The sequence below is a fragment of the Dellaglioa sp. CoH-57-MRSF-18 genome (assembly GCF_056781995.1).
In genome coordinates this window covers 69808-82961 of the sequence record NZ_JBXAXX010000002.1, presented here as the reverse complement: position 1 = coordinate 82961, position 13154 = coordinate 69808, and the positions used below count along the sequence as shown (strand labels likewise).

14 protein-coding genes are annotated in these 13154 nt (G+C 33.3%); 1 reads left to right on the top strand and 13 read right to left on the bottom strand.

Features of this window, described 5'->3' with window-relative positions; all coding sequences use genetic code 11:
• Positions 1-189, top strand: coding sequence for a YjzD family protein (locus tag AC1RPG_RS02210; protein WP_409022496.1), 189 nt, complete (start codon positions 1-3; stop codon positions 187-189).
• Between the two features lie 120 nt (positions 190-309).
• Here the strand turns inward: AC1RPG_RS02210 and pepT are convergent, their stop codons facing one another.
• The 13 genes from pepT to rpsU form a co-directional block, all read right to left on the bottom strand.
• Positions 310-1560, bottom strand: a complete 1251-nt coding sequence (pepT, locus tag AC1RPG_RS02205) for a peptidase T (RefSeq protein WP_481761354.1) — start codon at positions 1558-1560, stop codon at positions 310-312.
• Positions 1561-1617: 57 nt separating this feature from the next.
• Positions 1618-2415 carry a Nif3-like dinuclear metal center hexameric protein gene (locus AC1RPG_RS02200; RefSeq protein ID WP_481761355.1) on the bottom strand — a complete coding sequence of 266 codons (798 nt, stop codon included), beginning with the start codon at positions 2413-2415 and terminating at the stop codon, positions 1618-1620.
• The gene (locus AC1RPG_RS02195) at positions 2412-3107 is read right to left on the bottom strand and encodes a tRNA (adenine(22)-N(1))-methyltransferase (RefSeq protein WP_481761356.1); all 696 of its coding nucleotides are present in this window, start codon (positions 3105-3107) and stop codon (positions 2412-2414) included. The genes AC1RPG_RS02200 and AC1RPG_RS02195 overlap by 4 nt, the downstream gene beginning before the upstream one ends.
• A gap of 97 nt (positions 3108-3204) precedes the next feature.
• Entirely contained in the window at positions 3205-4344 is a 1140-nt protein-coding gene (gene rpoD / locus AC1RPG_RS02190; protein WP_409022492.1) for an RNA polymerase sigma factor RpoD, read from the bottom strand.
• A gap of 14 nt (positions 4345-4358) precedes the next feature.
• Positions 4359-6209: a DNA primase gene (gene dnaG / locus AC1RPG_RS02185; protein WP_481761357.1), complete on the bottom strand. Its 1851-nt coding sequence runs from the start codon at positions 6207-6209 to the stop codon at positions 4359-4361.
• 192 nt (positions 6210-6401) lie between these two features.
• Positions 6402-8477 carry a glycine--tRNA ligase subunit beta gene (gene glyS / locus AC1RPG_RS02180; protein ID WP_481761358.1) on the bottom strand — a complete coding sequence of 692 codons (2076 nt, stop codon included), beginning with the start codon at positions 8475-8477 and terminating at the stop codon, positions 6402-6404.
• Between the two features lies 1 nt (position 8478).
• Entirely contained in the window at positions 8479-9396 is a 918-nt protein-coding gene (gene glyQ / locus AC1RPG_RS02175) for a glycine--tRNA ligase subunit alpha (RefSeq protein ID WP_409022489.1), read from the bottom strand.
• Between the two features lie 270 nt (positions 9397-9666).
• A complete protein-coding gene (gene recO, locus AC1RPG_RS02170; RefSeq protein ID WP_481761411.1) occupies positions 9667-10458 on the bottom strand; it encodes a DNA repair protein RecO in 792 nt (263 codons plus the stop codon).
• Positions 10459-10522: 64 nt separating this feature from the next.
• Complete coding sequence (era, locus tag AC1RPG_RS02165; RefSeq protein WP_409022487.1) at positions 10523-11428, bottom strand: GTPase Era; 906 nt, start codon at positions 11426-11428, stop codon at positions 10523-10525.
• A gap of 43 nt (positions 11429-11471) precedes the next feature.
• Positions 11472-11876: a diacylglycerol kinase family protein gene (locus AC1RPG_RS02160; protein WP_409022486.1), complete on the bottom strand. Its 405-nt coding sequence runs from the start codon at positions 11874-11876 to the stop codon at positions 11472-11474.
• Entirely contained in the window at positions 11854-12339 is a 486-nt protein-coding gene (ybeY, locus tag AC1RPG_RS02155) for an rRNA maturation RNase YbeY (protein WP_409022485.1), read from the bottom strand. Before ybeY ends, AC1RPG_RS02160 begins: the two co-directional genes overlap by 23 nt.
• A 107-nt stretch (positions 12340-12446) precedes the next feature.
• A complete protein-coding gene (locus AC1RPG_RS02150) occupies positions 12447-12890 on the bottom strand; it encodes a GatB/YqeY domain-containing protein (RefSeq protein WP_409022484.1) in 444 nt (147 codons plus the stop codon).
• A gap of 17 nt (positions 12891-12907) precedes the next feature.
• Positions 12908-13096: a 30S ribosomal protein S21 gene (rpsU, locus tag AC1RPG_RS02145; protein WP_057973588.1), complete on the bottom strand. Its 189-nt coding sequence runs from the start codon at positions 13094-13096 to the stop codon at positions 12908-12910.
• Positions 13097-13154: the final 58 nt, after the last annotated feature.

The window sequence follows — 13154 nt, the reverse complement described above, 5'->3', positions numbered from 1 at the left end:
ATGATGAAACAATTAACAATTCTCTTTTGGGGCTTCATTTTTGGTGAAGTAATTGGTTATATCGTAAGCTCACTAACTGGTACATTGTTTGCACCAGTTTTGTTAATCGGTATTATTTTTGCAGTTACCGGCTTAATTGTCGTAAATTGCCTCTACGCCATTCTCAAAGATCCTAAATCAGATAAATAAAAAAAGATAAACTAATTAGTTTATCTTTTTTTTGGCTTTATAAGACTATAAGGAAAAATTTGAGAAAGAAAGGTCTCAATATGTCCTCTAGTTTAACTCATCCACACTATTTAATAATACCTATTTTGTTTCTTCAGATACTAATTTTATAATTTCTAGAACAACATCCGTTGCTTTTTCCATTGTTTCAACTGAAACAAATTCAAATCGCGCATGCATATTTTCTGCTCCAGCAAATATATTTGGTGTTGGTAATCCCATGAATGAGATTTTTGAACCATCTGTCCCACCACGTACTGGATAGATATCCGGTTTAATTGCTAAATTTTCCATAGCTTCTTTAGCAACAGTCACAACAGTCATATCCTTCTCGATTACTTCACGCATATTGTAATATTGATCTACCATATCAATTGTCACACGTTCAGAATCAAAATCAGCATTCATTTTATCAGCAATACCCATCATATACTTTTTGCGATCTTCGAATTTTTGGCGATCATGATCACGAATAATATATACCATTTTTGCTTCATCAACTGTACCTTCTACTGAAATTAAATGGTAAAAACCTTCGCGGCCTTCAGTTTTTTCAGGTACTTCATCTTGTGGTAATAATGAGTCAAATTGATTTGCTAACTTACTTGCATTAATTAAAACACCTTTAGCAGTTGCAGGATGAACTTCCTTACCTTGAATTGAAACGACTGCTTGAGCAGCATTAAATGTTTCATATTCTAATTCACCTAATGGTCCACCATCAACAGTGTAAGCTAAATCAGCTCCAAAATCGGCTACGTCAAATTTATCAGCACCTACCCCAATTTCCTCATCAGGTCCAATACCAACTTTAATGTCACCATGCTTAATTTCAGGATGTGCAACTAAATAAGCTACAGCAGTAATAATTTCAGCTACTCCCGATTTATCATCTGATCCTAATAGTGTTGAACCATCTGTTGTAATTAATGTATTGCCTTTATAATTTTTTAAATTTGGAAATTCTTTAATAGTTAGTTTAAATTTACCATCATCGTCAAGATTAATATCAGATTCGCCATCATAATTTTCAACGAATTGGGGGTTAACACCCTCTGCTGTAAATGCAGCTGTATCCATATGTGAAATAAAACCAACCGCTTTAACGTTTTTACCAGCTTCTAAATTACTTGGTAATGTTGCTAAAACATACCCACTTTTTTTAGAAATACGTGCATCCTTTAATCCAATTTGTAAAAGTTCTTCCTTTAATTCTTTCGCAAATTCAACTTGAGTTTGCGTTGAAGGAGTTACCCCTGAATTTTCATCAGAACGAGTTTCTACTTTAACATACTTAATAAAACGTGGAATTAATTCTTCATATTTTGTCATGATAGCGTATCTCCTAATCTATTATTTAATATCTCTAATCATACTCTAATTTTAAAATTAAATAAACTGAAATGGATCTGTATTAATATCTGATTCAATAATCTCAATTTGCCAATTATTTTCTAGATTCCATTCTCCAAATAACCGTTTCAATTGTGCTTTACAGATACTTTCAACATGATGGCCCGGATCAATAACTGACAACCCTTCTGCTAACATGTCATGAGCCGTGTGGTAGTAGACATCTCCTGTTACGTAAACATCCGCCTGCTGCTTAATTGCCTCATGATAAAATTTACCACCATCACCACCTAGAACTGCAACACGCTTAATTGATTGCGTCAAATCATTAGAAATCAGTCTTAATCCACTTATGTTAAATTGCTTCTTACAATATTCAGAAAATTCAATAACAGTCATAGGACTAGTTAAATTTCCGATTCGACCCATTCCATAATCTGAACTATTTGTATGCACTAACGGGATTGTTTCTTGTAATTTTAAACGACTCGCTAACCAATCATTCATCCCACCTGTAACATTGTCTAAATTAGTATGAGCTGCATACACTGTTATATTATGACTCAATAAATCGGCATACATTTTATTTTGAGGATTCGTAGTATCCAAATTTTTTGCCGGTCTAAATATTAATGGATGATGTGCGAAAATAAAATCTACATTTTTATTAATTGCTTCTTGGACAACTTCTGGACGAACATCTAAAGTTGTCATTACTTTAGTAACAGTATTATTAATATCACCTAATTGTAGGCCTACTGGATCACCAATTTCAGCCATACTTTTTGGAGCAAATACTTCGAATTGATTGACTAAATCAATAATTTTTGTCATCCCAGCATCTCCTCAATTTCTTTGATATCAACTTCTAATATCCTTTTTTTATCAATAGGAACTTTATTTGCTGCCTCAAAATTTTTTAAAACTTTACGCTTTTTTTCCATTTGCTTGTGCCATTTAGCTTTGAATACATCGCTTTGCTCAATTCTTAATTTAGGTCCATACTTTAAATCTAATATCGAGTAGCTCATTTTAGTGTTAACTTTCTCAGCAACAATAATTTCATAGACATGATGGTCGTCTTCGACAATATCTTCATCAATAATTTGATATGAATGATCCATTAACCATTCTCTTATTAATTTTTGTCCAACATTAGGTTGAATAATTAAACGACGGACACCCGTTAATTTTTCTAAATCGGCAGTAAATATATCCTTTATTAAAGGGCCACCCATTCCGGCAATTGTGATAGTATCAATATTATCGTCTAATTTAATTGCCTTTAACCCATTAGCTAATCTTGGCATTATCATGTGGTCTAATCGTTCTGTATTAATTTCTGTTACGGCATTTTCATAAGGCCCTTTAGCTACTTCTCCAGCAACAGCATATGAAATAATTTTATTAATAGCTAAATACGCAGGTAAGTAAGCATGATCCGATCCAATATCGGCCAATCGTGCATTTTTTGGTACAAATTTTGCAACTCGAACTAATCGATCTGATAAATGTCGTGCATCCATTTCTTGATCCTCTTCTTTCGTATCTTATCTTTTCTTATTATAACTAAAAAAGGACCATTATAAAACAGGTTTCGTTTTATAATGGTCCTTAAATTTTTTATTCTAAGAAATCTTTTAATTGTTTTGAACGAGATGGATGGCGTAGTTTACGTAATGCTTTAGCTTCAATTTGACGAATACGTTCACGTGTCACTCCAAACACTTTACCAACTTCTTCAAGTGTTCTTGTGCGACCATCATCAAGACCGAATCTTAAACGCAGAACATTTTCTTCACGATCTGTTAATGTATCAAGAACATTTTCTAGTTGCTCCTTCAAGAGTTCATAAGCCGCATGGTCAGCTGGACTAGTTGCATCTTGATCTTCAATAAAATCACCTAAATGTGAATCATCTTCTTCACCAATTGGTGTCTCTAATGAAACAGGTTCTTGAGCAATTTTTAAAATTTCACGAACTTTTTCGGCTGGCATAGCTGGCATATCCATTTCAGCACCAATTTCTTCAGGAATTGGTTCGCGAACAAGTTCTTGTAATAATTGGCGTTGAATTCTGATTAATTTATTAATTGTTTCAACCATATGAACTGGAATTCTAATTGTACGTGCTTGATCAGCAATAGCACGTGTAATTGCTTGTCTAATCCACCATGTCGCATATGTTGAGAATTTAAATCCTTTACGATAATCAAATTTCTCAACAGCCTTCATTAATCCCATGTTACCCTCTTGAATTAAATCAAGAAATTGCATTCCACGACCAACGTAACGTTTAGCAATTGAAACAACTAAACGTAAATTAGCTTCTGCCAATTTTTGTTTTGCTTCTTCGTCGCCTTCTTCAATTTTTAATGCTAAAGCAACTTCTTCTTCAGCTTTTAAAAGGTTAACACGACCAATTTCTTTCAAATACATTCTAACTGGGTCATTAATTTTTATTCCAGTTGGTGCTGATGTGTCTTTTAAAGCTTTCTTTGTAACTTTTTCAGCTGCTTTTAAACTATGTTCACTTGGGTTTCCCTCTTCATCAACAACAGCAATACCAGCATCTGCGACTTTTTGAAGTAATTTATCCATACGATCAGCATCTAAATGGAATGGTGTTGCTAGTTCATCTGTTAAATTATCATACTTAATTTCTTTTTTTACTTTATATTCCTTGATCAACTTCGTTTGTGCTTTTTTAAAGCCTTTTTCGTCAAATTCTGATTCTTCAACTTTTTCTACTTTTTTTACCATTAATAATTCCTCCCTTAGATGGATGTTCGTGGTACTTGTTGTTTTTGATATAATGCAATTAACTTAACTGATAATTCATTGGTTAGTTCTGTATTGCCAAGACGATTTGCTTCCATAAGATCTGATCGAACTTGATTAATTGATTGTTCCATCGGCGAATCATTCATAATGACGGACACACAATCATCAAATTCATCCTCTGAAGACTCTTCTGCAACTGTCATCAGCTCTATTTGCATTAAAAATCTCTTTGAAGACTCTTCTGGCAAGTAATCTAAAAAACTAGCAATTTCATATTGCTCATGTAATTCTAAATAGCCTTCAGCTAACGTATATATTAACTGATAACTATCATGAACAAAACTAAAATCATCAATTGATCGAATTTTCAGCCAAGCTGTATGATCATGTAATATACGATAAAGCAATAATCTTTCAGCTCTTTCAACACGATCAATTTTTTCATCGCTCATGACCTCTGAGCGATTTTCTACAGGTGGTTCATCTGTTCGAACCCTTGGAACTTGATTAACTTGTTGCACTACTTTTGGTTGAACGGCAACTAAATCAATTAACTGTTGTCTTAGAATTCCTTTATCAATTTTAAATTCATCTGCCAACTGATTAATATAAATATCTTGCTCAAACGGCGTTTTAATTGTAGTTAAAACTTGTAGTACTTGATCAATATAATCAATTTGCTCACTTTCATTTTTTAAGTTTTTATTTCGTTTCAAAAAATTCATTTTGAATGAAATAACCGTCTCTCGAGCAGAGTGAGCTAACTCCAGAAACGCTTCTTTACCATTTTTTTTAACAAACTCATCAGGATCCATACCGTTAGGAATGGCTAGCACGCCAACTTTCATTTTTGTCTGATTCGCTAGCAGGTTCAAAGCACGATTTGTTGCATTTTGCCCGGGTTCATCCCCATCATAACAAATATTTAATTGTGATGTTGAACGTTCTAACAAATAAATTTGTTCATTTGTTAAACTTGTTCCCATAGAGGCGACACCATTTTTAACTCCAGAGCGGTATGCTGCTAAAACATCCATAAATCCTTCGAACAAAATAACATTTCCTTCTGTCCGAATTTCTTTTTTTGCCAAATCGTAATTAAATAGAATCTCTCTTTTATTAAAAATAGGCGTTTCAGGACTGTTTAAATATTTAGGTAATTCTTTATTTTTTTCAAGCAGACGACCTGAAAAGGCAACAACTTGACCATTTTGATTTCTAATCGGAAACATCACTCGATCAATAAATCGTTCACGCAAATCACCTGTTTGATTTTCAATAAATAGTCCAGACTGCCTTAATAATTGATAGTCTACTTTCTTTTCCTTAAAAAAATCTTGTAAGACCGATTTCCCAGGCGCAAATCCAATTTGGAAAGTTTTGATAATTTCATCCGTTATACCACGATTATGCAGGTAATCTAATGCCTTTTGACCCATTTCTGTATTCATTAAAATGTGTTGATATAATTTAGCACCGTCATCATGAATTTGCTTTAACTGACGATTTTCAGTTGATTCTTGTGTCCTTGCTGACTGAGATTCAGAATATTTACTATCGATATCCATTCCTGAAAATTCTGCAACTTTATTGACAGATTCTGGAAAGCTAAGTCCCTCTAGCTCAATTAAGAACTTAAAAACATTCCCACCTCTTCCACAGCTAAAACAGTGAAAAATTTGTTTCTCTTCGCTTACAGAAAATGAAGGCGTTTTTTCTTCATGAAATGGACATAAACCCATAAAATTACTACCAGATTTTTTTAATCCGACATACTGACTAATGATATCAGTAATATTCACACTAGTTCGCACCTGTTCAATTACGTTTTCGGGTATTCTCATTCCAACTACTCACCTCCAAAACTAACGATACGAAGTTACCTATATTTTGAGTACCCATAATAATAGCATTTATTTGACATAAATACAATTATTAGCTTCAAGTAATAGACACTTTTGTCAAATATGACTATTCTGATTCTATTACCAAACAAAAAAGGAATTTATCTTCACAGATAAATTCTCATTTTTATATTACTTAATATTTAATTTACTTAAATTACCTAATTTTGAACTCATCTTAGCAATTAAACTCAATTGATTTAAGCGATTATTTTTAATTTTTGTATCATCAACCATAACCATTGTCTGGTCAAAATAATTTTCAATTAGCGGACGAATCTCGCTTAATGTAGTATATAACTTCTCTGACGTTAAATCTGCCAACTGACTTTGGATTATTTCAACTCGTTCAAATAAATCTTTTTCAGCAGTATTATCTAATAATACTTGTTCAACAACTAGATTAGTTGCCTCATTTTTATCTGCTAGCTTTAATACACGATTGATTGCTTCAACGGTCTCCTTGAAATCCTTATCATTTTTATGATTTTCTAAGGTTACAGCGGCCTCTGACATAACTAATAAATCTGCATCTGTACTTTCAACAACACTTTCAATTACATCATAACTGACGTTTTTATTTGAAAGCCATTGCTTCATACGATCATTAACAAAACTTAAAATATCTTTATCATTTTCGCCAACAGTCATCTTGGTAAATAAATCTGGATGTATCGTTGCCAATTCCTTAATATCGTTCAGTACCTCAAGTGGTGAAAAATGCCACTGACGATCTTCAACAATTCTAACTATCCCAAACGCTTGACGACGAAGTGCATAGGGATCATTTGATCCAGTTGGAATTAATCCAACTGAGAAGAAACTTGACATGCTGTCCAACTTATCAGCAATTGCTAAAACTGCACCAATTTTTGATTTAGGTAGTTCGCCATCAGCACTAATTGGCATATAGTGTTCAGAAATTGCTTGTGCAACAGTTGGATTTTCGCCCATTAGCAAGGCATATTTCTCACCCATAATTCCTTGAAGTTCAGAAAATTCTCCAACCATCCCTGTTACCAAATCAAATTTATAAATTTCACTTGTTCTTTGTAAAAGAGATAATTCATGGTCATTTAAGCCAAGGCGTTTACCAATGATTTGTGCCATTAATTGAACACGTTCCATTTTTTCAGACATTGATCCAATTTTATCATGGAATGTGACATTTTTTAATCGCTCTACATAATCATTAATCGTTTGTTTTTGATCTTCTTGGTAGAAAAATGCAGCATCTTCCAATCGTGCTGTAAGAACCTTTTCATTGCCTGCTTCGACGTTAGCAATGTTAGCTTCTGTCCCATTACGAACTGAGACGAACATTGGTAAGATTTCATCGTTTTGGCCACGCACATAAAAGAATCTTTGATGGTCTTTCATTGAAGTCATTAGAACAACATCAGGAATATCTAAATATTTCTTATCAAAATGACCAGAAAATACTGTTGGATATTCAACTAAATTGTTAACTTCTTCCAAAAGATCCTCATCAAGAATAATATGCCAGTCTTGATTATTTTCAAGATTAGTAATTTGTGTTCTAATCATTTCTTTTCGTCTATTAGAATCAACGATTACATATTGTTCTTCTAATTTTTTAACATACTCTGTTACTGAGGCTAAATCTACAGCTTCTCCTAAAAAACGATGGCCTTGCGTTTGGCGGCCAGATTTAATATTTAAAATACTGAATGGAATAACGTCACTATCAAGTAACGCAACTATCCAACGAATTGGTCTAACATATTTAAAGTCATAATTTGCCCAGTGCATCATTGTTGGGAATGTCATCGCTTCAATCACATCTTTAATCTGAACCAAAATATCTTTGGCAGATTTACCAGCGATAAATTTATTTACATAGACATACTCAACGCCTTTTAATTCTTTAAACGTTATATCGTCTGTTGTTACTCCTTGTCCACGGACAAAGCCTTTTGCAGCATTAGACCAATTTCCTTCATCATCCATGGCAATTTTCTTTGCAGGTCCTTTAGCTTCTTCTTGAATATCTGCTTGTTTATCAGCCAAACCAGTCACTTCAACAGCTAAACGTCTGGGTGTTGAGAATGCCTTTATTTCGTCAAATGATAACCGTTGCTCTGTTAAAAAGTCACCTACACGTTTAGCCAATTGATTTTGGCTAGGTGTAACAACATGAGCAGGAATTTCTTCTAACCCAATTTCTAATAAAAAGGAATGTGTCATCTTATTTATCCTCCTTTAATAATTTACTACGAAGTTTTTCATCTTTTAGTAATGGGTAGCCTAATTTTTTACGCTCCTGTACGAAAACTTTAGCAATTGATTTAGCCATATTTCTAATTCTTGCTAAATATCCAGCACGTTCAGTAACAGAAACGGCTCCTCGAGCATCTAATAAATTAAATGTATGACTACATTTTAAAACATAATCGTATGCCGGATGAACTAACCCATTGGCAATCTGTTTTTTGGCTTCTGTTTCATATACATCAAACAAATTAAATAACATTTCTTGATTGCTTTCTTCAAATGAATATTTAGAATTTTCATATTCTGGTTCTTTAAATATGTCGCCGTACATGACCCCATCAGCCCATTCAAGATCATAAACACTCTCAACATCTTGAATATATGAAGAAAGGCGCTCTAAACCATAAGTAACTTCACTAGTGACGGGATGTACCTCTAATCCACCAACCTGTTGGAAATAAGTAAATTGTGTAACTTCCATACCATCAAGCCAAACTTCCCAGCCAACACCAGCACAACCCATTGATGGGTTTTCCCAGTTGTCTTCAACAAATCGAATATCATGTTCAGCTGGATCAATACCTAATGCACGCAAACTATCCAAATATAAATCTTGAATATTTGCAGGAGATGGTTTCATCACAACTTGAAATTGATGATGTTGGTACAAACGATTGGGATTTTCGCCATAACGACCATCTGCAGGACGTCTTGAAGGTTCAACGTATGCAGCATTCCATGGTTCTGGTCCAATTGCACGTAAAAATGTGTAAGGGCTCATAGTTCCAGCACCTTTTTCTGTATCATAAGCCTCCATTAACATACAACCCTGATCAGCCCAGAATTTTTGTAATGTCATAATAATATCTTGAACAGCTAACTTTTTTGACATAGTATTCCTCCTTATTTTTAAGCACAAAAAAACCTATGCAGTCTTATAGACCACATAGGGACGATTTTAATATCGCGGTTCCACCCTACTTCTGGTTCAATTCAACCAGCAGCTTCATTAACAAAGGACTCCGAAAATGCCAATAAAAATAATTAATTACTTAGCTTGCACTAATCCTAAGTTCGCTTTAATAACTATTCTTACCCTTTTTCATCATAATCCCGCTATTTATTTCTCTATAATCATAGTTTAGAAATAAGTATTTGTCAATTATATTTCAGTATTTTTCTTTAATGAGACTGGCCAAGAACTGATTCCATCGATAAATTTTTTACTTTTCAAATTTAATCCAACACTATTATCATAAATAACATCAATAATACGACGTAATTCCTTTTTGGTACTCTCAGCAACCTTGATTGAATTTAATTTATCAAGATTCACTACAGAAAATTGTCTCAAATAAAAAATTGTTTTTTGAGTAGCATGAAGTCGATTATTATCAAGATACCAATGTTTAGAACACAGTAGCCCACCGTAAGATTCTGAATAATCAAATTCTCCCTGCGTTTCGCCACCAACTGCACAGACCTGCAATTGAGGCTGTACACCAAAAACTGTTAATAGCTGAATTTCAATAATATTTGTAATAATTTCTGGATCAAATTCTTCGTTAATCAATCGAATTGCTGTCACAACTTTTCGGTACCAAACAGAGATGGGTTCGTTATCTTTGAATGCAGCATCAATTAAACTAAAAATATAAATGGTATAAGCATTACTGATTATATCCTGTGAAATCGTTTGAAATTGTTCAAACTCTTTAGCAGTATTAATAAATGATAATCCGTTGTCATTTATACTCCCACTGTAAGTTCCGATTGTAAATGGTAGTAAAGCAGCAGATAATTTGAATCCTCGTTTTCTAGCACCTTTAATAAAAAACATTTTTTTACCATAACGATCGGTTAAAAATTTCACTAAAAGATCACGTTCTTTATATTCTTTACGATAAAGTAAAATCCCTTCAAAATCTGCATTATTCTGAACGATACTATGCATCCCCTTTCCATGAGCAAATAAAAATCGGAACAAAAATTATCTTGTTCCGATCATTAGTTACTTCTTAATAGTCATCTTCACGGTAACCAAATGCTTTTAAATCAGTCTGTTTATCTCGCCAATTTTTTTGAACTTTAACCCAAAGTTCCAAATAAACGCGATCACCAAGCATCGTTTCGATATCTTTTCTAGCTTTAACACCGATATCTTTTAACATTTTACCACCTTTACCAATAATAATACCTTTTTGCGTTGGACGTTCAACGATAATTGTTGCAGAAATGTGCAATTTTTCTTCGTCCTCTTTTTTTATATCTTCAACCAAAACGGCAACTGAGTGAGGAACTTCTTCTCGTGTTAATTGTAAAACTTTTTCACGAATTAGTTCACCCATAACAAAACGTTCTGGATGATCTGTAATTTGATCTTCTGGGTAAAACTGGGGTCCTTCAGGTAATTCACTAATTAATGAATCAACAAGCTCATCGACGTTATTTCCTTTAAGTGCTGAAATTGGGAAAACTTCTTTATAGTCCAAAGATTCTCGATACGTTTCCACAATAGCTAATATTTCATCAGGGTGAATTTGGTCAATTTTATTAATAACCAAATAAATTGGTTTCTTAGTATCTTTTAATCGATCAATAATAAAATTATCTCCTGGTCCACGTTTTTCTGTTGCATTAACCATAAATAAAATAGCATCAACTTCACCAAGTGTTGAAAGTGCTGATTTGACCATAAAATCACCTAAACGACTCTTTGGTTTATGAACACCAGGTGTATCAATAAAGACAATTTGTGCATCATCTGTTGTATAAATACCTTGAATTTTATTTCTGGTCGTTTGTGCCTTATCACTCATAATAGCAATTTTTTGACCCATAACATTGTTTAAAAATGTTGATTTTCCAACATTTGGTCGTCCTAAAATTGCCACAAATCCTGAATGAAACTTTTTATTTTGCATTAATTAATTCTCCTCTTATTTATGTACCTTTTATTATAATTGACTAATCAAAAACTAATTCTAACAGTTGTGGGATAAAAATAAGACATCCAACAATCATCGCAAATAGTGCCGAAAGTAAGACAGCAGCAGCTGACATATCTTTAACTTTTTTTGCAATCTCATTATATTTATGACCAGTTGTCAGATCAACCAGATTCTCTATAACTGTGTTCCAAACTTCATTAATAATAACCATACTAATGCTAAGAGCTAGCCATAGCCACTCTGTTTCAGAAATTTGAAAAATTGCCGCACAAATAGATACTAGTATCATCATGGCTACATGTTTTTTCATATTTCTTTCTTCTTTAAAAACCGTAACAAGGCCATCTAGAGAATGTCCTAGTGACAACAAAAATGTTCGATTTTTTTTAACTTGGCGCTTATCGTTTAAGGCCATAAGCATCTAATATCTCTGTTTGTAATCCAAACATTTCTTTTTCATCTTCAGGTTCCATATGATCGTAACCATTTAGGTGTAAGAACCCATGGACTGTCAAAAATCCCAATTCACGTTCATAAGAATGACCATAATCAACTGCTTGTTCAGCAACTTTTTCAGTTGAAATCATGATATCACCGATATTTTTAGCAATTTCAGGCATATCCATACCTTCATCATCAGGAAAAATAATTGGCATATCATCTCCATCTTCTTCGATTGCGAAGCTGATGACGTCAGTTGGTCTATCTACATTTCGATATTCACGATTAATTTTGTGAATTTCTTCATTATTCATTAAAGTAACTGACATTTCTGTTTCATCAGGTAATTTTATTTTCTTACCCGCAAAATTAAGAATTTCTTTAATTAATGTTATATTTTTTTCTGGTTCTGCCTTAGTGTGGTCAAAAATTTCTAAATCCATAATAACCCTCTTTAAATTCGTTTTATATGTCCCAAAGTTACTCAACTCAAATAATAGCATAAAAAAAAAGGAACTACAATTCAAGTTGAATTGTAATTCCTTTTTCGCTAATTTAATAATGATTTAACTGTCTCACTTATAACCTTACCATCAGCGCGTCCCTTAAGTTTAGGAATAACCGCACCCATGACTTTTCCAAAATCAGCTTTTGATGTTGCACCAACTTGTGAAATAACTTCTTTCACGACATCAGTAACTTCTTCAGCTGATAATTGTTCAGGTAAATATTTTTCGACAATTTTTATTTCCATATCAAGATTTTCTAAAAGATCATCTCGACCGGCATCTTTGAATTCTGCATAAGATTCTTTGCGTTGTTTTAACTCGCGAGCCAATAAAACAGTTTCATCATCAACTGATAAATCATGACCTGCTTTAATTTCTTCGTTTGTAACAGCTGCTTTAAGCATTCTTACAGTACTTAAAGTTTGTTTGTCTTTTGCTTTCATCGCTTGTTTTAAATCGTTATTAAGTGTTTCTAATAGACTCAACGTGATTCCTCCCTAGACTAGAAGCGTTTCTTAGTTGTTTTACGCTTTCTTGCTGCTTCGGATTTCTTCTTACGTTTCACACTTGGCTTTTCATAGAATTCGCGTTTACGGTATTCTTGTAATGTACCTGTTTTAGAAACGGAACGTTTAAAGCGACGAAGAGCATCATCGAGAGATTCGTTTTTACGTACGACTGTCTTTGACATAGATATCCCTCCCTCCGAGCTTGAATGTAACCGTCTTTTTATGCATTAAGTTGCATCG

What these genes read in the sequence shown, in the direction of transcription:
- AC1RPG_RS02210 (WP_409022496.1), top strand. Translation starts at nt 1, where the DNA reads ATGATGAAACAATTAACAATTCTCTTTTGGGGCTTCATTTTTGGTGAA.
- pepT (WP_481761354.1), bottom strand. Translation starts at nt 1,560, where the DNA reads ATGACAAAATATGAAGAATTAATTCCACGTTTTATTAAGTATGTTAAA.
- AC1RPG_RS02200 (WP_481761355.1), bottom strand. Translation starts at nt 2,415, where the DNA reads ATGACAAAAATTATTGATTTAGTCAATCAATTCGAAGTATTTGCTCCA.
- AC1RPG_RS02195 (WP_481761356.1), bottom strand. Translation starts at nt 3,107, where the DNA reads ATGGATGCACGACATTTATCAGATCGATTAGTTCGAGTTGCAAAATTT.
- rpoD (WP_409022492.1), bottom strand. Translation starts at nt 4,344, where the DNA reads ATGGTAAAAAAAGTAGAAAAAGTTGAAGAATCAGAATTTGACGAAAAA.
- dnaG (WP_481761357.1), bottom strand. Translation starts at nt 6,209, where the DNA reads ATGAGAATACCCGAAAACGTAATTGAACAGGTGCGAACTAGTGTGAAT.
- glyS (WP_481761358.1), bottom strand. Translation starts at nt 8,477, where the DNA reads ATGACACATTCCTTTTTATTAGAAATTGGGTTAGAAGAAATTCCTGCT.
- glyQ (WP_409022489.1), bottom strand. Translation starts at nt 9,396, where the DNA reads ATGTCAAAAAAGTTAGCTGTTCAAGATATTATTATGACATTACAAAAA.
- recO (WP_481761411.1), bottom strand. Translation starts at nt 10,458, where the DNA reads ATGCATAGTATCGTTCAGAATAATGCAGATTTTGAAGGGATTTTACTT.
- era (WP_409022487.1), bottom strand. Translation starts at nt 11,428, where the DNA reads ATGCAAAATAAAAAGTTTCATTCAGGATTTGTGGCAATTTTAGGACGA.
- AC1RPG_RS02160 (WP_409022486.1), bottom strand. Translation starts at nt 11,876, where the DNA reads ATGCTTATGGCCTTAAACGATAAGCGCCAAGTTAAAAAAAATCGAACA.
- ybeY (WP_409022485.1), bottom strand. Translation starts at nt 12,339, where the DNA reads ATGGATTTAGAAATTTTTGACCACACTAAGGCAGAACCAGAAAAAAAT.
- rpsU (WP_057973588.1), bottom strand. Translation starts at nt 13,096, where the DNA reads ATGTCAAAGACAGTCGTACGTAAAAACGAATCTCTCGATGATGCTCTT.